Source organism: Marinactinospora rubrisoli (assembly GCF_042664915.1).
GTDB lineage: Bacteria > Actinomycetota > Actinomycetes > Streptosporangiales > Streptosporangiaceae > Marinitenerispora > Marinitenerispora rubrisoli.
In genome coordinates this window covers 42,848-64,828 of record NZ_JBHTBH010000018.1, presented here as the reverse complement: position 1 = coordinate 64,828, position 21,981 = coordinate 42,848, and the positions used below count along the sequence as shown (strand labels likewise).

Genomic DNA, 21,981 nt, shown 5'->3' with positions numbered 1-21,981 from the left:
CACAAAGAAAACAAACACGCGCTGTTGAGTTCTCAAGAAACAACCGCTTCACTCGTATACAAGCCACCGGAACAACCCGGAACCAGCTCTTCTATCGAGGCGGCGAATCCGCTTTGTTGTGTCTCCAATTTACCAGCTGTTCTCGGTCCCGCCAAATCGGCGTTTCCGGGAAATCCATCTGATAAAGCTTCCCGAATTCTCTTGTCGGAGACCCAAGAGAAGAGATTACCAGCCTTGGTGAACCCCTCGGCCAGTGATCCTCGGATTGCTGCCACACGGTCCGCGACGGTGGTCGTGACCACCCATCGCCCCGTTGGGCATTGGTAACCATAGAGTCCGCGCACGAGGGCGTCAAATCAGGATCCAGCCCCAGGAGAGTGTTCCTGGGTGCCGGGCTGCGGGCCTTGGGTCAGGCCCCTGCCTCCCGTGCTCACCCGAGCCGGGGAGCGGCCCGTGTGGTACGTCAGGTTCGTTTGTTGCAAGGCCATACCTGCCCCTGCGGTTCGTCGGCTAAACACGCTCCGGCCAAAGAATCTTCCCGGTCATCGTCTGGCCTGGCCAGCGGTGCCCGGCGCCGGCAACGGCGGTGCCCCGCCCGAGAGCGACGCTCGGGCGGGGCACCCTGCGGGACATCGGCCGGTGCTAAAGGCGCACCAGCACTCCGCCGACGTTGCGCTTGCCGCGTCGCAGTACCAGGTAGCGCCCGTGCAGCAGGTCCGCCGCGGAGACGCGCGCGTCCACATCGGTGACCTTCGCGTTGTTCAGGTAGGCGCCGCCCTCCTGCACGGCGCGACGGGCCGCCGACTTGCTGGGGACCAGACCGGTCGCGGCGAGCAGGTCGACGACCGGGGGCAGCGACTCCACCGGGCCCGCGACCTCCGTGCCGGGCACCTCCGCCAGTGCGGCGCCCAGAGTGGCGGGGTCGAGCTCGGAGAGCTCCCCCTGGCCGAAGAGCGCCCTGCTGGCCTCGACCACCTTGCGGCACTCCTCCGCGCCGTGCACCAGCGTGGTCAGCTCCTCGGCAAGCGCCCGCTGGGCGGCGCGTGCGGCGGGGCGTTCGGTGGTCTGGCGCTCCAGGTCCTCGATCTCCGCGCGCTCGCGGAAACTGAACACCCGCAGGTACCGCGCCACGTCCCGGTCGTCGGCGTTGAACCAGAACTGGTAGAAGGCGTACGGGGTCGTCAGCTCCGGGTCCAGCCACACCGTGCCGGTCTCGGTCTTGCCGAACTTCGTGCCATCGGCCTTGGTCAGCAGGTTCGTGGTCAGGGCGTGTGCCGGGCCGTGCGGCTCGTTGCCGGTGACGCGGCGGATGAGGTCGAGCCCCGACGTGATGTTGCCCCACTGGTCGCTGCCGCCGATCTGCAGCGTGCAGCCGTGCCGGCGGTACAGCTCGACGTAGTCGTAGGACTGCAGCAGCACGTAACTGAACTCGGTGTAGCTCATTCCGGCGCCGTCCAGCCGGGACCGCACCGTCTCGCGCGCCAGCATCTGGTTGACGCTGAAGTGCTTGCCGACGTCGCGCAGCAGCTCGATGGCGGACAGCTCGCGCAGCCAGTCGCCGTTGTTCGCCAGGATCGCGTCGGTGGGCTCCGCGGCCATGCCCTCGGTGGGGAACCGGAGGAAGGCGGAGAGCTGCCGGCCGAGCACGCCGACCCAGCCCTCGACGGTCTCCAGCGAGTTGAGCGTGCGCTCGGCGTTCGGCTTGGGGTCGCCGATCAGGCCGGTGCCGCCGCCCACCAGCGCGATCGGCCGGTGGCCGGCGCGCTGGAACCGGGCGAGGGTGAGGATCTGGGTGAGGTGTCCGACGTGCAGGCTGCCCGCTGTCGGATCGAAGCCGCAATAGAGGGTGACCGGACCATCGGCGAGCGCCTTGCGAAGTTCGTCAAGGTCGGTCGTCTGCGCGAGCAGCCCGCGCCATTCGAGTTCGTCGATGATGTCAGTCACTGTGGTCTTTCCGTCGAAATGGTGACGTTCTACCGTGCCCAGCGGCCCGCTGGCCCGCACGGACGTCCTCTACGGTAGCCGCTCGCCCGCCGCGGCGTCGCCGCGGAGGCGCCGCCCCGCCAGGCTCTTCCGCGTGCCCGATCGCCCGCGCCCGTGCGCCGAATCGGGCACCGTGGCCACATCCGGACACGACATGTCACCTGTAGTTCACGCCGGGCTATTGCCTGAGCCGCCGTCCCCGATCAAGGTGACTACGTCCGAAAGCACCCGCTCCTGCTTGGAGACCGTTGATGCGATCCCCTGTCGCCCGTGCCGCCGGCCTGTTCACGGCCACCGCGGCGTCCGTGCTTCTCGCCCTCGGCCTGGCGTCCCCCGCTTCGGCCGCCCCGCCCCCGCCCCCGAGCGTCTCGGAGGCCCGTTCCCAGCTCGCGGCGCTCACCGTCGAGTCCGAGGGTTCCGGCTCCCCCTACGACCGCGACCTGTTCCCGCACTGGAGCGCCGTCGAGGGCAACTGCAACGCCCGTGAGTACGTGCTGCGCCGCGACGGTGACAACGTCTCCGTGGGCAACGACTGCTACCCGACCTCGGGCAGCTGGACCAGCCCGTATGACGGCGTGCGGACGAGCACTCCCTCGCAGGTGCAGATCGACCACATGGTGCCGCTCGCCGAAGCGTGGCGCTCCGGCGCGGACACCTGGTCGACCAGCCAGCGCGAGGCGTTCGCCAACGACATCGACACCCCGCAGCTGTGGGCGGTCTCCGGGTCCAGCAACCAGTCCAAGAGCGATCAGGACCCGGCCGAGTGGCTGCCGCCGTCCACCTCCATCCACTGCACCTACGTGCGCAGCTGGATCAACGTCAAGTACGAGTGGAACCTGAGCGTGGACTCCGCCGAGCGGTCGGCGCTGCAGAGCGTGCTCGACTCCCGCTGCTGACCGGCTGATCGATGGTCCGGAGGGGCCGGCGCCCGTGTGGGTGCCGGCCCCTCGCGCGCCGCCGTGGTCACAGCGCCCGCAGGCCCTCCAGCACGGCGCGCAGCACGTCCTCCCCCACGGCCGCGCCGCTCACGCTCGGACGGCAGTGCCGCATGGAGCCGTCGGCGATCATCCCGGCGACCAGCAGCTTGGCCATCCTGATGGGCAACTGCAGCCGGGCGGCCAGCTCCACGATGGTGCGCGGCCGCGTGCACCAGCTCAGCGCGGCCTCGCGTTCGGGGAGGAGGTGGTCGGCGTCGGCGGGTGGCCGGGTGGCGACCACCAGGCTGAGCATGTCCAGGCCGGCGTCGTCCGCCCCGGCGGCGGCCACCGCGAACGGCCGGAGCAGCCGGCCGGGGTCGGGCCGGTAACCGCCGTCACCGGTCACCGGGACACTCCCCCGAACCTGTGGCGCCGTCCGCCCCGCCGAGCTGCCGCGGCACCAGCTCGCGGACCTCCTCGTGAGCGGGAGGGACGTCGCGCAGCAGCGCGTCCGGCAGGACGGCGGTCGCGCGGGTGCCGCCGTAGGGCGACGGGCACAGCCGCACCCGTACCCCGTGCCGGGCGGCGAGCCGCGCGACGACGAACAGCCCCAGGCGCGGCTCGTCGGGCAGCGCCATTACGTCGAACTCGGGGGCGTCGGCGAGGGTGCGGTTGGCTTCGGCGTAGGCCTCCTCGCTCATGCCCAGGCCACGGTCCTCGACGTCGATGGCGAGGCCGCCGGGCACCTGGCCGCTGTTGACGTCCACGGGGGCGCCGGCCGGCGAGAACTGGGTGGCGTTCTCGACCAGCTCGGCGACGAGGTGGACGACGTCGGCGACGGCGACGCCGTGCACCCACGCCTTGGGGGCCGACTTCAGCCGCACCCGCTGGTAGTCCTCGGTCTCGGAGATGGCCGCGCGCAGCACGTCGACCAGCGGAAGGTGCTCCCGCCAGCGCCGGGCGGAAGGCGCGCCGCTGAGAATGATCAGGTTGTCGGCGTAGCGGCGGCCACGGGTGGCGAGGTGGTCGAGGCGGAAGAGTTTCTGCAGCCGCCGGGGGTCCTCCTCCTCGTACTCGATCTCGTCGAGCAGCCGGAGCTGGCGCTGCACGAGGGCCTGATTGCGGTAGGCGATGCCGAGGAACACCCGGTTGGCGCCCTCGCGGATCTCGGCCTGCTTGACGGCGGCGCGCACCGCGGTGCGCTGGGCGGTGTTGAAGGCGTCGGCGACCTCGCCGATCTCGTCCTGGCCGTAGGAGAGCGGCGGCAGCTCGGCCTCGACGTCGACGCGCCCGCCGTTCTGGGCGCGCGACACGATGTCGGGCAGCCGGGTGTCGGCGACCTCCAAGGTGTCGGCGCGCAGCCGCTGCAGCCGCCCGGTGAGCCGGCGCGCGGAGCGCAGCGCCACGACGATCGCCGTGACTCCGGCGACGAAGGCGGCCAGGCACCCGCCGACGTTCACGAGGATGCGGTGGCGCACGGCCACCCACGCGCTGTCGATGGAGGACTGGATCTGCGCGATGACGACGTCGTGGAAGAGCGGCGCGGCGGCGGCCGCAGCGGTCTCCCACTCGCGCAGTCCCACGGGAACCTCGGTGTTCCACCCGGCGGGCCGGCCGGTGGTGCCGTCGCCGTTGACGGGCTCGCGCATGACGACCGCCTGGGACAGGCGGGTCACCGTGATCCAGTGGTCGTCCGTGCGCATGGTGTCGTAGTGGGCCCGCACCGCGGGCGCCATGTGGTGTTCGGAGTCCCGGAGGACATCGCGGTAGGAGGCGGTCAGGTGGACGAAGTGCGCGCTCTCCTCGTAGGTCATGGCGCCGGCGGCGATCACGCCGCTGAGCAGGGCGTCGGCCTGCGAGTAGTAGTCGCGGGCCCGCATCAGCTGGAGGGCGAGCACGCCTTCGGTGAGGCTGCGTTCGTCGTTGAGCCGCATGACGATCGCATCGGAGATCAGGTGGATGTCGTTGATGAGGTCGGTGTAGCGGACGAGCGCGGTCTCCCGGTCGAGCCGGCCGGCCGAGACGCTGCCGCGCAGGGCGGGCAGCGTCTTCCAGTTCTCGAAGAAGTCGCGGGTGCGGTGCCGGATCTCCGGATCACCCCGGTCGAGCAGGCGGGACGCCTGCTCGTAGGCGGCGCGGAACGCCTCGTCGGTGCTCGCGCGCTGGTGGTCGAGCGCGCTGGCGGCCTTCCGGTCGGTGTCGCCGAGGAAGACCTGGGTGGCGCGGCGTTCGTGCCGGAGTTCCGCCGCCACGGCGCCGAGGCTGGCCACGCCATCGCTGCCGTTGAGGGTGGCCAGCGCGAGAGCGGCGGTCTGGCCGCTGCCCGCGGCGGCGATGATGGCCCACAGCAGCAGGAAGCTGACGCTCGGGATCAGCACGTTGCGCGTGAGCTGGCGCCGGATGCTGTTCCGCCCGGCGGCGGCACGTAGTCGGCCCATGGCCCCTCCCCAGATGGACGGGCGCATGGCGTGCGGAAGCGGGACAGGCGCACGCTGGAAACGGTCCGGCCGCGCCATGACGCCCAAGCGCACATGACGCTATCGGAACCCGTGGCGCGCCGTGGTCACATCGTGACGATTCGTGGTTACGGGCGGGTGCCGACACGGCTCCGCCGCCGTGGCGGCGGCGCCACGTCGAGGAGGACGCGCGTCGCCGTGACGGCGGCGGGGATGGGGGCCGGGCCGCTCAGCTCTCGGGGCGGTGCCGCGACCCGACGGGGGCGGGCAGTTCGTCGAGCGTGGGCGGCTGTTCGAAGCCCAGGGCGTTGAGGGTCTCGGCGTAGCGCAGCGCGGCGATCTTGGCGAGCGTGCTGTGCGCGCCGAGCGGGGCGCACACCCGCGCGCCGTAGCGCTGCGCGATGGCGGCCACCTCCGACATCGGGTACTCGGTGCCGATGATGCTGGGCGCGAGGACGGTGCGCACGGATCCGGCGCTGCGCATCTGGCCGAAGACCTCGTCCAGGTGCGCAGGATCCTCCAGATCGACCGGGAGCACCGTGATGCCGAGCCGGGCGGCGAGCAGCACGGCGGTGACGCCCGCGGAGCTCACGGCGTCGGCGCCGCCGACGGAGCCGACGACGACGCCGTCGGCCATGCTCCCGGTGGCGGCGACCACGCTGATCAGCCGCATGCGGTCGGCACGCACGAAGCCGCCCTCGGCCAGCCGCAGGTGCAGGACCTCGGCGAGCATCGGGTGCGGGCCGAGCCCTTCCGGTGACCCGGGCGGTGACGCCGCTGGCGGTCACGGCGCCGTTGATGGCCTCCAGGGTCGCGGGGTGCAGGGCGGAGACGAGCGGCACCACGACGGCGCGGATGCCGCGTCCCTCGCCGGTCTCCAGGCCGGCGAGTGCCTCGGTGAGCGGATGCTCGGTGCCCTCCGTGTAGCCGAAGCGGATGGCGACCTCGGGACGGTAGGCCCGTACGAGGTCGACGATCTGCTGGCCGTACCCGTCGGGGTCGGCGGCACCGGGGATGGCGAGCACCAGCGTCGGCGTACCGACCCAGCTGTCGAAGGACAGCGGGTTGCGATGCCGGCCAGAGCGGCGCCGGGGCAGGTCGCGCGGAGGGAGTCTGTCCGGTTTCTGGGTACTGTCAGGGTTCACGCCAAAATGCTAACGACTCGGAAGTGGTGATCTTGCCCTTCGTACCGTCACGGTAACGGAAACCGGGAATCGGTGCCGGGCGGTGATCCGGACGGGCGCGCCGCCATCAGCCGCTCATCGCAAGGCTGCGGCGCCGCATGACGTGCTCGACGAGGGTCAGCAGCACCTCCTTGCCCGACTCGCGGCTGCGGGCGTCGGCCATGATGATGGGAACGTCGGGGCGGACGTCGGTCGCCTCGCGTACCTCGGCCTCGGTGTAGTCGTCGGAACCGTCGAACCGGTTAACGGCGATGACGAACGGGATGTCGCGGTGTTCGAAGAAGTCGACGGCGGGGAAGCAGGTGTCCAGCCGCCGGGTGTCGGCGAGCACCACGGAGCCGAGCGCCCCCTGGGCGAGCTCGTCCCACATGAACCAGAACCGGCCCTGGCCCGGTGTGCCGAACAGGTAGAGGACGATGTCGTCGTCGACGGTGATGCGGCCGAAGTCGAGGGCGACGGTGGTGGTGGTCTTCTGTTCCACGCCGGCGAGGTCGTCGACCCCGAGGCTGGCCTCGGTCATGACCTCCTCGGTGCTCAGCGGGGTGATCTCGCTGACCGCCCCCACGAGCGTCGTCTTCCCGGCGCCGAAGCCGCCGGCGACCAGGAGCTTGACCGCGAGGGGAATGCCGGCGTCGCCGGTTCCAGGGTCAGAGCCTACGGATGCCATCGAGTACCGCCTGGAGTACGTGCTTTTCGGGAAGTTGCGCGGTGGGCAGCGGCGCGCGGGCCAGCATGGCCCCCCTGGCGATGAGGTCGCTCACCAGGACCTTGACCACGGTCAGCGGAATGTCGAGGCGGGCGGAGACCTCCGCGACCGACACCGGGGAGGTGCACAGGTCCAGGATCTCCAGGTGCTCGGGTTCCAGCCCCGTGGTCTCCGGGGGTCTTCGGGCGGCGACCACGACGGTGATCATGTCGAGCTGGGACTGGACCGGCCGGGTGCGGCCGCCCGTCATCGCGTAGGGGCGGACCAGGGGGCCCGCGGCGGCGTCGGTGATGGAGAAGTCGTCGTCGCCGGGCCGCGCCGCCCCGCGGCGCCGCCCGGGCAACCGGTCCACGGGCGTGCGAGGTCGGCGGACCTGGTCACGGGGGGCACGCGGCTCCGGGAGCGGCGTGTTCTCCCAGCCGTCTTCCGCGGCGATCATGCTCCGGTTCCGCCCGGGGACCCGGCGGTCTCGGGGAAGCGCGGGGCGGAGCTGAGGAACTGCCCGACCCGCTTGATCCGCATGTTCATCTCGTAGGCGACCAGTCCGACGTCGGCGTCCTCCGTGGCCAGGACGGCCAGGCAGGCGCCCTCACCGGCGGCGGTGACGAACAGGTAGGCGTGCTCCATCTCGACGATCGTCTGCCGGACGGCACCGCCGCCGAAGTGCCGGCCGGTCCCCCGCGCCAGGCTCTGGAACGCCGAGGCGACCGCGGAGAGGTGTTCGCCGTCCTCGGTGGACAGGTCCCGGGAGCGGCCGATGAGGAGACCATCGGCCGACAGCACGATGGCGTGGTCGGCGCCGACGACGCGGTCCACCAGGTCGTCGAGCAGCCAGTTCAGGTCACCTGTGACGTTGCTCATCTCCACCATTATTCGCTCTCGTGGGAGTGGTCGCCGCTCGGCCGGCCGGTCCGGCCGTCGGCCGGTCCGGTGTCGGCCGGACGGTCACCGCCCCCGGGGCGGTCGGGTGCCGAGTGGGGTCCCGCGTCGGTGCCGGCCGGGACCGGCGCCGGCCACTCCGCCGGCCCGTCCTCGGTCTCGCGGGCCCGCCGGGTTCCGCTCTGGAAGGCGCTCAGCATGCGGCGCACGTCCTCGGGGGAGCGGGCGCTGCGCGCCGGTGCGCCGGCCGTCGCGGTGGGGACGTGGTCGTCCCGAAGCTGGGGGGCCAGGTGCGTCTGGCGGCGGCGCTTGGGGAGCGGGGGCCGGCCGCCGGTGCCCGTCGTGGCCGGGCCGACCGCCGGGCCGACCGCCGGGTCGCCGTTCGTGCCGGGGGTGTCGGCGGGCGCGGGTGCCGGGACGCCGCGGGGGCGCCGGGCGGGCAGCGGCGGCCGGGCGGCGTCCTCGGGCGGTGTCGTGTGCTCGTCCCATGCGGCTGCGGCCTCCTGTTCGCGCCGGGTGGACCGGTCCTCCTCCTGACCGGTTCCGTTATACGGCACGGAGTCCAGCGACCGGGCGGAGTTGCCGGAAGTGCCGGTCACCGGCCTGGCGTGCCGTGGCGGCCGGAGGCCGTCCGGGGCGGGCTCGGCGGAGTCGTCGTGGGCCGGCCGGGGAGGCGTCGCGCGGAGCCGCAGCGGCGCGCCGGGCCGCTGTTCGGCCGCCTCGGCGTCCTGGGGCGCCAGCAGGTCGCCGGCGCGCTCCTCGGCGGCCGGCGCCGGGAGGCCGCCCTCGCGCCACGCCGGCTCGGCCGGGCGGGCCGGCCATGTCGGCGCCGTTCCCTCCTGGGTGGCGATCAGCGCGGCGGGGATGAGGATGACGGCGCGCGTCCCGCCGTAGGGCGAGGGGCAGAGCTGCACGGCGATGTCGTGTTTGGCGGCCAGCCGGGCGACCACGAAGAGCCCGAGCCGGGAGTCCTCGTTCAGCGCCATGACGTCGAATTCGGGGGCGTGGGACAGCGTCCGGTTGGCGGCGGCGTAGTCCTCCTCGCTCATGCCGAGGCCGCGGTCCTCGATCTCCACGACCACGCCCTTGGGCACGATCTCGCTGTGGATGTCCACCTTGGTGTGCGGCGGAGAGAAAGCGGTGGCGTTCTCCACGAGTTCGGCGACGAGGTGGATGATGTCCGCCACGACCGCGCCGCGCAGGGTCAGAGTGGGCACCACCCGCAGCTTGACGCGCGCGTACTCCTCGGTCTCGGAGACCGCCCCGCGCAGGATGTCGACCAGCGGGATGGGGTTGCGCCAACGGCGGCCCGGCTGGGCGCCGCCGAGGATGATGAGGTTTTCGGCGTTGCGGCGGCCGCGGGTGGCGAGGTGGTCGAGCTGGAAGAGGTCCTCCAGGAGGTCGGGGTCGTCCTCCTCGCGCTCCACGCGGTCGAGGAGCTGGAGCTGGCGCTGCACCAGTGACTGGTTGCGGTGCGCGATACCGAGGAAGACCCGGTTGACCCCGGCCCTGATCTCGGCCTGTTTGACGGCGGCGGAGACCGCGGTGCGCTGGGCGTTGTTGAACGCGTCGGCGACCTGCCCCACCTCGTCGGCGCCGTAGTCGAGGGTGGTCAGCTCCCGGTCGACGTCCACGGGCTCGCCGTCCTGGAGCCGCCGCACGATCTTGGGCAGGTCGTCGTTGGCCAGGCTGAGGGTGTCCGCGCGCAGCCGGGCGAGGCGGTGGGTGAGCCGGCCGGCGGACCGGGAGGCGACCGCGTAGGCGAGGGTGCCGGCGATCATCGCGATGACGCCACCGCCGATCGCGACGGTCAGGATGCGCGCGGCGGCGGAGTCGGCCGCGGCGACGGCCGCGTCCACCTGCAGGTCGGCGAGGGCGATGAGTTCGGCGTCGACGGTGTCGGCCGCCTCCCGCCAGCCGTCGACCGCGGCGGGGAGCGCGTCGGAGCGCTCCTGTTCGCCGGTGACCGGATCGGTGGCGATCTCGGGCTCCTGCTCGCTCACCGCCTGCGCCACGGCCGCCAGCTCGGCCCACTGTGGGCTGTCGTGCAGGGCCTCGTGGGTGTCGGCGGTGTCGCCGGTGAGGTCGGCGCCGACGGAGTGGAGGTGCGCCTGGTGGCTGGCGACCAGGCCGGTGAACTGGTTGCGCTCCCCGGGGGTGAGTTCGCCGGCGGCGATGCCGGCCGAGAGCAAGGCGTCGGACCGGGCGAGCAGTTCCTGGGTGTGCATCAGGTCGGCCGCGGTGGCGGCGGCGGCCACGGCGGGGCCGTCCTGAAGGTTGCGGCCGCGGGCGTCGTAGAGCCGGTGGCCGCGCTCGACGAGGTCGCTGTACCGCTCGATGGCCTCGTCGTCCCCGATGCCGCGCCCCGTCACCTCCTCGCGCAGGACGGGACGCTCGTCCAGCAGGGCGAAGAGCGCGTCGGCCTGCTCGGCCTCGGCGCCACCGTAACCGGGCTGTTCCTCGCGGGTCCCCATGGCGCGGATCGCCTCGTCGCTGGCGGAGACCTGCTCCTGGAACGCCTGCTGCCGGCGGTCGGAGGGGGCGGCGAGGTACTCGGCCGCCAGCCGGCGCTCCTGCTGCAGCTCCACCATCGCGTGGAAGAGGAGAACGCCGCTCTCGCCCTCGGCGGTGGCGGCCCGCAGTGAGAACGCCTGCGCCAGGGTGGCGCCGCTGAGGGAGAGGAACAGCAGGAGGAAGGTGATGCTGGGTATCAGCACGATCCCGTTGAGCTGGGATCTGATGCTGCGACCGCTGCCAGCCGACCGGCCCATTCAGCTCCTCCCACCGCGTGGCGTTCCGGCGCCGGACGCGGCTCGACAGGGGGTGACGTCGAACAGGATGCGGAGGAGGAGGGTCAGGGCAGCTCTTCCGTACGCGGCCGTTGGCCGCTGGCGTCTCCCCCGCTCGGCATGGAGCCGTCCTGTCGCCTGTACCGGAGAGCGTGTGCCCTCTGGCCCACAGGACCTGGACGCTACAGCATCGACAGCGCCGATGGCGCCGGTTTTGCCGAAAACCACGCTGAAAGCTTCACAATTTGCGGCATTCGCGTTATCGGCCGGGTTCGACGGCACTTGTCGTCATATCATGGCCCGGCGGGCCGGCGGGCCGGCGGGCCGGCGGCTCCGCGGTGCGCGCGGAGCCGCCGGTGTCGCGTTGCTTGCCGGGTCAGCCGGCGGTGAACGCCCGATGCCGCTCGACGGCCGCGCCCAGGCGGTCCAGTTGCTCGGCGACCCGCTTGGGCGCCGTGCCGCCCTTGCCGGCGCGCGACTCCAGCGACCCTTCGACGGTCAGCACCTCGCGCACCCGTGGTGTGAGGGCCGGGGAGATCGCGGCGAACTCGGCGTCGGAGAGGTCCGGAAGGTCGACGCCGCGTTCCTCGCAGGCGCGCACGCACGCGCCGGCCAGCTCGTGCGCCTCGCGGAACGGCACGCCCTCGCGCACCAGCCACTCGGCGATGTCGGTGGCCAGCGAGAAGCCCTGCGGCGCGAGTTCGGCCATGCGCGGCCCGTTGAAGGTCAGCGTCGCCACCATGCCGGTGAAGGCGGGCAGCAGCAGCTGGAGGGTGTCGACGGCGTCGAACACCGGCTCCTTGTCCTCCTGCAGGTCGCGGTTGTAGGCGAGCGGGAGGCCCTTCAGCGTGGTGAGCAGGCCCGCCAGATCACCGACGAGCCGCCCCGCCTTGCCGCGCGCCAGCTCGGCGATGTCGGGGTTCTTCTTCTGCGGCATGATCGAGGAGCCGGTGGCGAAGGCGTCGTCCAGGGTCACGAAGGAGAACTCCTTGGTGGACCACAGGATGATCTCTTCGGCGAGCCGCGACAGGTCGACGCCGATCATCGCCGCGACGAAGGCGAACTCCGCCACGACGTCGCGCGCCGCCGTGCCGTCGATGGAGTTCTCCGCCGATGTGGAGAAGCCGAGGTCGGCCGCGACCGCCTCGGGGTCCAGGCCGAGCGAGGAGCCCGCGAGCGCGCCCGAGCCGTACGGCGAGACGTCGGCGCGCCGGTCCCAGTCGCGCAGCCGCTCGACGTCGCGGATGAGCGGCCAGGCGTGCGCGAGCAGGTGGTGGGCGAGCAGCACCGGCTGCGCGTGCTGCAGGTGGGTGCGCCCGGGCATGGCGACGTCGATGTTGCCGCGCGCCTGCTCGGCCAGCGCCGCGACCAGGTCCAGGACGCCGTCCGCGAGCAGACGGGCCTGCTCGCGCAGGTACATCCGCACCAGGGTGGCGATCTGGTCGTTGCGGGACCGCCCGGCGCGCAGCCGGCCGCCGAGCTCGGGGCCCACCCGCTCGATGAAGCCGCGCTCCAGGGCGGTGTGCACGTCCTCGTCCTCCAGCACGGGCTGGAACGCGCCGGAGGCGACGTCGGCCGACAGCCGGTCGAGGCCGGCGAGCATCTCGGTGAGCTCGTCGGCGCTGAGCAGCCCGGCCGCGCGCAGCACGCGGGCGTGCGCCCGGGAACCGGCGATGTCGTGCTGGGCCAGCCGCCAGTCGAAGTGGGTGCTCAGGGAGAGCCTGGCCAGCGCCTCGGAGGGGCCGCCGGCGAAGCGGCCGCCCCAGAGCCGGGTCACCGGCTGCTGCGGGTTGGTCATGAAAATGGTCTCGTGTTCGTGTCGTCGGGGCGGACGGCGGGGCCGGTCGCGGCCGGCCCCGCGCACGGTCGTGCGGGCTACTGGGCGAGCTTCTGGTCGCGCAGGCTGGCGATCTTGGCCGGCATGCTCCAGACGTCGATGAAGCCGCGGGCCAGGCTCTGATCGTACTTGTCGCCGGTGTCGTAGGTGGCCAGTTCGTAGTCGTACAGCGACGCTTCGCTGCGGCGGCCGGTGACGACGGCGCGGCCGCCGTGCAGCACCATGCGGATGTCGCCGGAGACGTTCTGGTTGGCCTCGGCGATGAACGCGTCCAGGGCCTTCTTCAGCGGAGAGAACCACAGGCCGTCGTACACCAGCTCGCCCCAGCGCTGGTCGACGCCCCGCTTGAACCGGGCCAGCTCGCGCTCGACGGTGACGTTCTCCAGCTCCTGGTGGGCGGCGATCAGCGCCACGGCGCCGGGCGCCTCGTAGACCTCGCGGCTCTTGATGCCGACCAGCCGGTCCTCGACCATGTCGATCCGGCCGACGCCCTGCGCACCGGCGCGGCGGTTCAGCTCTTCGATGACCTGCAGCGGGGTGAGCTCCTTGCCGTCGACCGCGGTGGGCACGCCGGACTGGAAGGTGATGACGAGCTCGTCGGCCTCGCGCGGCTCGGCCGGGTTGTCGGTGTAGGCGTAGACGTCCTCGATGGGACCGTTCCAGATGTCCTCCAGGAACCCGGTCTCGACGGCCCGGCCCCACAGGTTCTGGTCGATGGAGTACGGGGACTTCTTGGTGACGTCGATGGGCAGGCCCTTCTCCTCCGCGAAGGCGATGGCCTTGTCCCGGGTCATGCCGGAGTCGCGCACCGGGGCGAGCACCTTCAGCTCGGGGAACAGCGCGGCCAGGCCGGCCTCGAAGCGGACCTGGTCGTTGCCCTTCCCGGTGCAGCCGTGGGCGACCATGGTGGCGTTGTGGTAGCGGGCGGCGTCGGCGAGGTGCTTGACGATCAGCGGCCGGGACAGCGCCGAGACCAGCGGATAGCGGTCCTGGTAGAGGGCGTTGGCCCGCAGCGCCGGGACGCAGTACTGGCTGGCGAACTCGTCCCGGGCGTCGGCGACGACCGCCTCGACGGCGCCGCAGTCCAGGGCGCGTTGCCGGACGACCTCTAGGTCCTCGCCGCCCTGGCCGCAGTCGATGGCCACGGCGACGACCTCGGCGCCGGTCTCCTCGGCGATCCAGCCGATGGCGACGGAGGTGTCGAGCCCTCCGGAGTAGGCGAGTACGACCCGCTCGGTCATGACACGTTCTCCTTCGACGATGGTGTGGAGCGCGCCCGGTCGCGGTGCGCGCGATGTCCGGATGTGCCGGCGGTCAGGGCCGCCGGCTGGCCAGCCGCAGCAGGGCGGCGGCGAGTTCGGCCCCGCCCTGGGGGTCGCGGGAGATCACCAGGATGGTGTCGTCTCCGGCGATGGTCCCGAGGATGGCCGGGATGTCGGTGTGGTCGATCGCCGAGGCCAGGTACTGCGCCGCGCCCGGCGGGGTGCGGACGATCACCATGTTGGCCGACGATTCCGCCGAGACCAGCAGGTCCTCGGCGAGGCGGGTGAGGCGTGAGTTGGTCAGGTGCTCCAGGTCCAGGGTGTCGGGGCGCGCCCGCTGGAGGCGCTCGCCGCCTTCGCCCGGCAGGACGTAGACCAGGTTGCCGTCGACGGTGCGGAGCTTGACCGCGCCGAGTTCGTCGAGGTCCCGCGAGAGCGTGGCCTGGGTGACCTGCACTCCGGACTCCGCCAGCAACCGGGCCAGCTCGCTCTGGGAGCGGACGTCGTTGCGGGTGAGCGCCTCGGTGATCCGGGCGTGGCGGGCGGCCTTGGTCAGGGGCGCCGACACCGCGTGGTCGTTGGTCGCGGGCCGTTCTGTCCCGGCACCCGGCGAGGGGCCGTGGTGGCGGTCCCCGTCGCCGTGGTGCCCTCCGGCAGAGCGGCCCGTCATCGTCGCTGGTCTCCGCGGCCGAGCAGGAACGCCAGCAGCGCCTTCTGCGCGTGCCTGCGGTTCTCGGCCTGGTCCCACACGACGCTGTGCGGGCCGTCGATGACGTCCGCCGCGATCTCCTCGCCGCGGTGCGCGGGCAGGCAGTGCAGCACGACGGCGTCGGAGGCGGCGACCCCGAGCAGGAGTTCGTCCACCATGTAGGCGCGGAACGGCTCGACGCGCTCGGCTGCCTCGGCCTCCTGGCCCATGGAGGTCCAGACGTCGGTGGCGAGCACGTCGGCGTGGGCGGCGGCGGTGACCGGGTTCACGATCACCTCCGCGGAGCCGCCGGTCCCGGCGGCGATCTCCTGGGCGCGCGCCAGCACGGCGGCGTCGGGGTGGTAGCCCTCGGGCGCGCTGATCCGGACGTGCATGCCGGCGAGGGCGCCGCCGAGGAGATAGGAGTGCGCCATGTTGTTCGCGCCGTCGCCGAAGTAGGCCAGCGTGAGACCGGCGAGCCGGCCCTTGTGTTCGCGGACCGTCTGCAGGTCGGCGAGGATCTGGCAGGGGTGGAACAGGTCGGTGAGGGCGTTGATCACCGGCACCCGGCTGACGGAGGCCATGGCCTCGATGCGCGCCTGCTCGAAGGTGCGCCAGACGATGGCGGCGCACTGGCGGTCGAGCACCCGGGCGGTGTCCTCGATGGGCTCGCCGCGGCCGAGCTGGCTGGTCTGGGCGTCGATGACCAGCGGCTGCCCACCGAGGTCGGCGACGCCGACGGCGAAGGAGACCCTGGTCCGGGTGGAGGGCTTGTCGAAGATCAGCGCGACGGTCTCGGGGCCGGCCAGCGGGCGGTGCGCGAACCGGTCCTTCTTCATCGCGTCGGCGAGGTCGAGGACGGCGGCCTGCTCGGCGGCGGTGAGGTCGTCGTCGCGCAGGAAATGCCGCACGCCGGGGGCGGTCTCGCCCGGGGATGCGTGCGTGGTCGGCTCGGGCACGGTCAGGCTCCCTTCGTGATGGAGTCGGTGGCGTCGGCGGCCTCGGCGAGGATGGTGGGCAGGGCTCCGGTGAACTCCAGGACCTCGTCCCGGGTGATGGTCAGCGGCGGGGCGATGCGGACGGTGTCGGGCGCGACCGCGTTGACGAGGAATCCGTGCGCGGCGGCCACGGCCTGCACGTCCGCGGCGACGGGTGCGGCGAGCTGCACGGCCCGCCACAGGCCGGCGCCGCGGACCGCGGTGACCAGGGAGGAGCCGATCTCCCGGACCTGCCCGGCGAGCAGGTCGCCCTGCGCGGCGGCGTTGTCCAGCAGCTTCTCCTCTTCGATCACGTCGAGGACCGCCAGCGCCGCGGCGACGGCGACCGGGTTGCCGCCGAAGGTGGACCCGTGATCGCCCTTGCGGAAGGCGCCGCCGAAGGGGCCGAAGCCGACGCACGCTCCGATGGGCAGCCCGCCGCCGAGGCCCTTGGCGAGCGTGAGGACGTCGGGGCGGACGCCGGCGCCCTGGTGGGCGAACCAGTGCCCGGTGCGGCCGACGCCGCTCTGGATCTCGTCGAGGACGAACACCGCGCCCGTAGCGTCGCAGATCTCCCGGACCTCGGTCAGGTAGCCCTCGGGCGGGGTGACGATCCCGGCCTCGCCCTGGGTGGGTTCGACGAAGACACCCTGGCAGCGGTCGGTGACGGCGGCGCGCAGCGCGGCGCCGTCACCGTAGGGGACGAACCGGACGTCCAGCCCGAAGGGGCCGAACGGGTCGCGGATCGCGGGCTTGCCGGTGAGGGCGAGGGCGCCCGTGGTGCGCCCGTGGAACCCGGCGACGGTGGAGACGACGTAGTCGCGGTCGGGGCCCGCGGCGCGCCGGACGAGCTTGAGGGCCGCCTCGTTGGCCTCGGTGCCGGAGTTGGCGAAGAACACCCGGGCGTCGCCGCCGAGCAGGGCGACCAGCCGCTCGGCGAGCCGCACCTCGCCCTCGTGCAGGAACAGGTTGCTGGTGTGGGCGAGCAGTCCGGCCTGGCGGGTGACGGCCTCGACGAGAGCGGGGTGGCCGTGTCCGAGGGCGGAGACCGCGATGCCGGCGATGAGGTCGAGGTAGCGGTTGCCGTCGACGTCCCAGACGTACCGGCCCTCGCCGCGGGCCAGCGCGACCGGCGGCGTGCCGTAGTTGGGCATGAGAACGGCGGCGAATCGGTCCTGGAGTTCGGTCGTGGCGCTCACGCGGGGTCACCTCCGGGGGCGGTGGCCGCCGAGGCGGCCGTGCCAGTGCTGGCGCCGGGGTCTTCGCCGGCGGATTCGTCGGCGTCGGCGACCACCATGGTGCCGATGCCATCGTCGGTGAAGATCTCCAGCAGCATGGCGTGCGCGATGCGGCCGTCCAGCACGTGCGCCTGCGGGACGCCCCCGCGGACCGCGCGCAGGCACGCCTCCATCTTGGGCACCATGCCGGCGGAGAGGGTGGGCAGCAGGCCCTCCAGTTCCCCGGCGGTGAGCCGGCTGATCAGCTCGGTGTTGGCCGGGTAGTCGGCGTACAGGCCCTCGACGTCGGTCAGCACGATGAGTTTGCTGGCCTCCAGCCCCACCGCGAGCGCCGCGGCGGCGGTGTCGGCGTTCACGTTGTACACGCCCTCAGCGGAGCGCGCGATGCTGGAGACCACGGGGATGTGCCCGTCGTCCAGCAGGGTGCGCACGGCGCCGGGCCGGACCGCGACGACCTCGCCGACCAGGCCGATGTCGACGGGCTCGCCGTCCACGATGGCCGGCTTGCGCTCGGCGGTGAGCAGGTGGGCGTCCTCGCCGGACATGCCGACGGCGAACGGGCCGTGCCGGTTGATCAGCCCGACGATCTCGCGGTTGACCTGGCCGACGAGCACCATCCGCACGATGTCCATCGTCTCGGGCGTGGTGACCCGCAGCCCGGCGGTGAAGGTGCTCTCCACCCCGAGCCGGTCCAGGTGGGCGTTGATCTGCGGGCCGCCGCCGTGCACCACCACGGGGCGCAGGCCGGCGTAGCGGAGGAAGACGACGCTCTCGGCGAACCGGGCGCGCAGTTCGGGGTCGGACATGGCGTGGCCGCCGTACTTGACGACCACGGTGCGGCCGTGGAAGCGGCTCAGCCACGGGAGGGCTTCGATGAGCGTGCCGGCCTTGTCGAGGGCCAGCTCGTGCGCGCGGGAGATCATGTGGAATAGGCCGAGTTCTCGTGCACGTATTCGACGGTCAGGTCGGTGGTCCACACCGTGGCGGCGGAGCTGCCGGCGGAGAGATCGACGGTGACGGTGACCTCGCGGGGCTTCAGATCGACCTTGTCGCGGTCGTCGCCCACGGCGCCGCCGCGGCAGACCCACACGCCGTTGATGGCGACGTTGAGGTGGTCGGGGTCGAAGGCGGCGTCGGTGGTCCCCACGGCGGCCAGGACACGGCCCCAGTTCGGATCCTGCCCGTAGATCGCGCACTTGAACAGCGCGTTGCGCGCGATGGCCCGGGCGACGGTGACCGCGTCGTCCTCGCTGGCGGCGCCCACCACCTCGATGGCGATGGACTTGGACGCGCCCTCGGCGTCGGCGATGAGCTGGCGGGCCAGGTCATGGCAGACCTCGGTGAGCAGGGCGCCGAACTCCGCCTCATCGGGGGCGCTGCCCGCTGCGCCGCTGGCGAGCAGCAGCACGGTGTCGTTGGTGGAGGTGCAGCCGTCGGCGTCGACCCGGTCGAAGGTGACGCGGGTGGCGGCGCGCAGCAGGCGGTCGCACTGCTCGGCGGTGAGGTCGGCGTCGGTGGTGATGACCGAGAGCATGGTGGCCAGGGACGGCGCGAGCATGCCGGCGCCCTTGGCCATGCCGCCGATGGTGTAGCCGGAGCCGCGCCGGAACGCGATCTTGGCGACGGTGTCGGTGGTGCGGATGGCGTCGGCGGCGGCGAGTCCGCCGTCGCGGGCGGCGGTGGCGACGGCCTCGTCGGCACCGGACAGCAGTTTGGGCATGTCGAGCCGCTCGCCGATCAGACCGGTGGAGCACACGGCGATCTCGCCCGCGGAGTCGGCCAGGGCGGCGGCCACGCGTTCGGCGGTGGCGTGGGTGTCCTGGAAGCCGGGCGCACCGGTGCAGGCGTTGGCGCCGCCGGCGTTGAGAACGACGGCGCGGACCCGGCCGCCGCGCAGCACCTGCTGCGACCACAGGACGGGGGCCGCCTTGACGCGGTTGCTGGTGAAGACCGCGGCGGCGGCGCGCGACGGGCCGTCGTTGATGACGACGGCGACGTCGCGCGCGCCGCCGGGTTTGAGACCGGCGGCCACGCCTGCGGCCCGGAAGCCGCGGGGTGCGGTGACGCTCACTTTGCTGCCTTTCGCTCGCTGCTTGGCCCGTGCCGGGGCGCAGGCGCGGGGAACGATCGAGGACGTCGGAGGGATCGGAGGGCGCCCCTGCCGGGGCGGGCGGTCACGGCGCGACCGCGCTGACGGGGAGGCCGGTGGTTTCGGGCAGGCCGAGCGCGAGGTTGGCGCTCTGCACGGCGCCTCCGGCGGTCCCCTTGGTCAGGTTGTCGATGGCGGCGACGGCGACCAGCCGCCCGGCGGCCTCATCAACGGCCACCTGCACCAGCGCGGTGTTGGCGCCGAGGGTCATGGAGGTGGCCGGCCAGGTGCCCTCGGGGAGCAGGTGGACGAACGGCTCGGCGGCGAAGGCGCTCTGGTAGGCGTCGCGTACCGCGGCGGCGGTGACGCCGGGCCGCAGCGGCGCGGTGCAGGTGGCCAGGATGCCGCGTGCCATGGGGACGAGCACCGGGGTGAAGGAGACCGTGACGGGCGCGCCGGCGACGGCGGACAGGTTCTGCGCGAACTCCGGGGTGTGCCGGTGCGTGCCGCCGACGCCGTAGGCGGTGGCCGACCCCATGACCTCGCTGCCGAGCAGGTGCGGTTTGGGCGCCTTGCCGGCGCCGGACGTGCCGGACGCGGCGACGATCACGGCGTCGGGCTCGGCGAGGCCGGCGGCGAAGGCCGGGAAGAGCGCCAGCGTGCCGGCGGTCGGGTAGCAGCCGGGGACGGCGATACGCCGCGCGGTGCGCAGCCGTTCGCGCGCCCCGGGAAGTTCGGGCAGCCCGTACGGCCAGGTGCCGGCGTGCGGGGTGCCGTAGAAGCTCTCCCAGGCGGCGGGGTCGGCGAGCCGGAAGTCGGCGCCGCAGTCGACGACCACGGTGCCGTCGCCGAGCTGCTCGGCGACCGCCGCGGACCGGCCGTGCGGCAGCGCGAGGAAGACGAGATCGTGCCCGGCGAGCGAGTCGGCGGTGGTCTCCTGGAGCACACGGTCGGCCAGCGGGAGCAGGTGCGGCTGGACCTCGCCGAGGCGGTTCCCGGCGTTGCCGCCGGCGGTGGCCGCTCCGACCTCGATCTCCGGGTGGCCGAGCAGCAGCCGCAGCACCTCTCCGCCCGCGTACCCGCTGGCACCGGCGACCGCCGCCGTGTATCCCATCGCCGCTCTACCCCCGTTGCTCGTCGGCCGAGGCTTCCATATTGCAGGCTGTCGTAATTTTATGCAAGCCGCTGCATAAGAATTGAGGAGCACGGCGGCCGGCTCTACATCCGACAATGGGACGACGGGTACTGGACGGGAGGGCGCAGGTGCGGCGGATCGGAGGTCTGGACGCGGTCGCGGCCGGGCTGTTCGCCCTCGGTGTGCTCTGCGTGCTGACCGGGGCGCTGCCGTGGGCGGACGCGGCGGAGACCATGCGCCGGACCCTGCCGATCCTGCTGTTCCTGGCGACGGTCATCGTGCTGGCCGAACTCGTCGCCGAGGCCGAGGTGTTCGACGTGCTGGCCGACCGGATGGCGGTCCTGGCGGGCGGTCGCCCCGCCGCACTGTTCGCGCTGTGCGTGCTGCTGGCCTCGGTCACCACCATCACGTTGAACCTGGACACCACCGCCGTGCTGCTCACCCCGGTGATGCTGGCCGTGGCGCGCCGCACCGGTCTGTCCCCGCTCCCCCTGGCGATGACGGCGCTGTGGCTGGCCAACACCGCGAGCCTGCTGCTGCCGGTCTCCAACCTGACCAACTTGCTCGCCGCCGACCGGGTCGCGCTCAGCGCACCGCGGTTCGCCGCCCTGATGATCGGCCCGCAACTCGCCGCGATCACGGTGACCGCGGCATGCCTGTGGGCGGGCTACTGGCGCGGCGCGATCCATGCGAACGCCACCGGTGGCCGGTACCGGTCGCCGCCCGGGCACCGCCCGCGCGACCCGGTGCTGTTCCGGCTGGCACTCGCCACCTGTGCGGTCTTCGCCGCGGGCGCCGTCAGCGGGGTGGGCGTCGCCTGGGTGTCGTCCGGCTGCGTCGCCGTGCTGGCCGGCGCCTTCCTGGTCCGAAGACGCACGGCGCTGCGGGTCCGGCTGCTGCCCTGGCGGCTGCTGGTACTGGTCACCGGCCTGTTCCTCACCGTGCAGACCATCGCGGCCAATGGCCTGGGCGAGATTCTGCGCGCGCTGCTCGGCGACGGCTCCGGACCGGCCGGCGTCATCCGCGCGGCGGCCACCGGAGCCGTCGCCGCGAACCTCTTCAACAATCTGCCCGTCTACCTGGCCGCCGAACGCGTCCTGCCCGCCGGCGACCTGGACCGCCTGCTCGGCCTGCTCATCGGCGTGAACGCCGGCCCCCTCGCCCTGCCGTGGGCGTCGCTGGCCACCCTGATCTGCCTGGGGCACCTACGCCGTCACGGGGTGCGGGTCCCGTGGGCGCGGTTCGTCCTGACGGGCGCGGTGACCGCCACACTGGCGGTCACCGCGGCGACCGGGGCGTTCCTGCTGGTCAGGTGAGGGGCGGCCCGATCTCCACGCTTCGGACTCGTGTCCCCGCTCCCGGCGGCGGGGGAACTGGCCCGAAATCGCCGTGCTCATCGTCGCCGCGCATCAGGATGGCCAGCAGCTCAGGATCCGCGTACACCTCGGCGGTGTGCTGCCACTCGGTCACCAGGTGGAGGACCGGGGCCGGGTCGTCCAGCTCCTCGGTGGCCCGGAGCAGGTCGGCGAGTTGCTGCAGGAACTCCTCTCCCGCCTCCCTGGGCAGGAAGCGAATCCAGGGGAAGACCTGAGGGGCCACGTCGGCGACGACCAGCCGCCTGACGTCCGCGTGCTGCATGAGTTCGGCCAGGAGCTTGACCGCGATGTCGACCGTCCTGGTGCGCGGGTCATCGGCCGGAACCTCACGCAGCACCAGATCGACATCGTCCCGGCGTCGTAGCCGCAAACCGTGGGGACGGGCTTGCGCCAGCTTGGCCATGGTGGCCTTTGGCCTGTTGATCAGTTCCGGGAACGGCACCTCGGGCATCGCGTACATGACCT

19 protein-coding genes and 1 pseudogene are annotated in these 21,981 nt (G+C 72.8%); 3 read left to right on the top strand and 17 right to left on the bottom strand.

Features of this window, described 5'->3' with window-relative positions:
• The coding region (locus ACFQRF_RS26520) for a hypothetical protein (protein WP_379874054.1) at nucleotides 1-327 on the top strand (327 nt) is incomplete at its 5' end.
• Between the two features lie 315 nt (nucleotides 328-642).
• Here ACFQRF_RS26520 and tyrS read toward each other — a convergent pair.
• Entirely contained in the window at nucleotides 643-1,944 is a 1,302-nt protein-coding gene (gene tyrS / locus ACFQRF_RS26515) for a tyrosine--tRNA ligase (RefSeq protein WP_379874052.1), read from the bottom strand.
• A 290-nt stretch (nucleotides 1,945-2,234) separates the two neighbouring features.
• On the opposite strand from tyrS, the gene ACFQRF_RS26510 reads away from it, so the two are divergent.
• Entirely contained in the window at nucleotides 2,235-2,879 is a 645-nt protein-coding gene (locus ACFQRF_RS26510) for an HNH endonuclease family protein (RefSeq protein WP_379874051.1), read from the top strand.
• A gap of 67 nt (nucleotides 2,880-2,946) precedes the next feature.
• Here the strand turns inward: ACFQRF_RS26510 and ACFQRF_RS26505 are convergent, their stop codons facing one another.
• From ACFQRF_RS26505 to argC, 15 genes and pseudogenes are all read right to left on the bottom strand, one after another.
• On the bottom strand, nucleotides 2,947-3,306 hold the full coding sequence (locus tag ACFQRF_RS26505) for a DUF742 domain-containing protein (protein ID WP_379874049.1): 360 nt from the start codon (nucleotides 3,304-3,306) through the stop codon (nucleotides 2,947-2,949).
• A complete protein-coding gene (locus tag ACFQRF_RS26500) occupies nucleotides 3,296-5,338 on the bottom strand; it encodes a sensor histidine kinase (protein ID WP_379874048.1) in 2,043 nt (680 codons plus the stop codon). The genes ACFQRF_RS26505 and ACFQRF_RS26500 overlap by 11 nt, the downstream gene beginning before the upstream one ends.
• 247 nt (nucleotides 5,339-5,585) lie before the next feature.
• Nucleotides 5,586-6,453, bottom strand: a pseudogene (locus tag ACFQRF_RS26495) (sirohydrochlorin chelatase).
• A gap of 154 nt (nucleotides 6,454-6,607) precedes the next feature.
• On the bottom strand, nucleotides 6,608-7,207 hold the full coding sequence (locus ACFQRF_RS26490; protein WP_379874046.1) for a GTP-binding protein: 600 nt from the start codon (nucleotides 7,205-7,207) through the stop codon (nucleotides 6,608-6,610).
• A complete protein-coding gene (locus ACFQRF_RS26485) occupies nucleotides 7,188-7,496 on the bottom strand; it encodes a DUF742 domain-containing protein (RefSeq protein WP_379874060.1) in 309 nt (102 codons plus the stop codon). The genes ACFQRF_RS26490 and ACFQRF_RS26485 overlap by 20 nt, the downstream gene beginning before the upstream one ends.
• A 185-nt stretch (nucleotides 7,497-7,681) precedes the next feature.
• Complete coding sequence (locus tag ACFQRF_RS26480) at nucleotides 7,682-8,116, bottom strand: roadblock/LC7 domain-containing protein (RefSeq protein WP_379874045.1); 435 nt, start codon at nucleotides 8,114-8,116, stop codon at nucleotides 7,682-7,684.
• The gene (locus tag ACFQRF_RS26475) at nucleotides 8,116-10,842 is read right to left on the bottom strand and encodes a sensor histidine kinase (RefSeq protein WP_379874043.1); all 2,727 of its coding nucleotides are present in this window, start codon (nucleotides 10,840-10,842) and stop codon (nucleotides 8,116-8,118) included. Before ACFQRF_RS26475 ends, ACFQRF_RS26480 begins: the two co-directional genes overlap by 1 nt.
• Before the next feature lie 448 nt (nucleotides 10,843-11,290).
• Nucleotides 11,291-12,712 carry an argininosuccinate lyase gene (argH, locus tag ACFQRF_RS26470; protein WP_379874041.1) on the bottom strand — a complete coding sequence of 474 codons (1,422 nt, stop codon included), beginning with the start codon at nucleotides 12,710-12,712 and terminating at the stop codon, nucleotides 11,291-11,293.
• Between the two features lie 77 nt (nucleotides 12,713-12,789).
• Nucleotides 12,790-13,992 (bottom strand): argininosuccinate synthase, encoded by a 1,203-nt coding sequence (locus tag ACFQRF_RS26465; protein WP_379874040.1) that lies wholly within the window; start codon nucleotides 13,990-13,992, stop codon nucleotides 12,790-12,792.
• A gap of 73 nt (nucleotides 13,993-14,065) precedes the next feature.
• Complete coding sequence (locus tag ACFQRF_RS26460; RefSeq protein WP_379874038.1) at nucleotides 14,066-14,581, bottom strand: arginine repressor; 516 nt, start codon at nucleotides 14,579-14,581, stop codon at nucleotides 14,066-14,068.
• Between the two features lie 98 nt (nucleotides 14,582-14,679).
• Entirely contained in the window at nucleotides 14,680-15,612 is a 933-nt protein-coding gene (argF, locus tag ACFQRF_RS26455) for an ornithine carbamoyltransferase (protein ID WP_379874058.1), read from the bottom strand.
• Between the two features lie 50 nt (nucleotides 15,613-15,662).
• Nucleotides 15,663-16,877, bottom strand: coding sequence for an acetylornithine transaminase (locus tag ACFQRF_RS26450; protein WP_379874036.1), 1,215 nt, complete (start codon nucleotides 16,875-16,877; stop codon nucleotides 15,663-15,665).
• Nucleotides 16,874-17,839, bottom strand: coding sequence for an acetylglutamate kinase (gene argB / locus ACFQRF_RS26445; RefSeq protein ID WP_379874035.1), 966 nt, complete (start codon nucleotides 17,837-17,839; stop codon nucleotides 16,874-16,876). Before argB ends, ACFQRF_RS26450 begins: the two co-directional genes overlap by 4 nt.
• Nucleotides 17,836-18,987 carry a bifunctional glutamate N-acetyltransferase/amino-acid acetyltransferase ArgJ gene (gene argJ / locus ACFQRF_RS26440; RefSeq protein WP_379874033.1) on the bottom strand — a complete coding sequence of 384 codons (1,152 nt, stop codon included), beginning with the start codon at nucleotides 18,985-18,987 and terminating at the stop codon, nucleotides 17,836-17,838. Before argJ ends, argB begins: the two co-directional genes overlap by 4 nt.
• Before the next feature lie 103 nt (nucleotides 18,988-19,090).
• Complete coding sequence (argC, locus tag ACFQRF_RS26435) at nucleotides 19,091-20,119, bottom strand: N-acetyl-gamma-glutamyl-phosphate reductase (protein ID WP_379874032.1); 1,029 nt, start codon at nucleotides 20,117-20,119, stop codon at nucleotides 19,091-19,093.
• 116 nt (nucleotides 20,120-20,235) lie between these two features.
• Between argC and ACFQRF_RS26430 the strand changes: the two genes are divergently transcribed.
• Complete coding sequence (locus ACFQRF_RS26430) at nucleotides 20,236-21,456, top strand: SLC13 family permease (RefSeq protein WP_379874030.1); 1,221 nt, start codon at nucleotides 20,236-20,238, stop codon at nucleotides 21,454-21,456.
• Here ACFQRF_RS26430 and ACFQRF_RS26425 read toward each other — a convergent pair.
• Nucleotides 21,449-21,976, bottom strand: a complete 528-nt coding sequence (locus tag ACFQRF_RS26425) for a hypothetical protein (protein ID WP_379874029.1) — start codon at nucleotides 21,974-21,976, stop codon at nucleotides 21,449-21,451. The two genes, ACFQRF_RS26430 and ACFQRF_RS26425, sit on opposite strands and share 8 nt — an antisense overlap.
• Nucleotides 21,977-21,981: the final 5 nt, after the last annotated feature.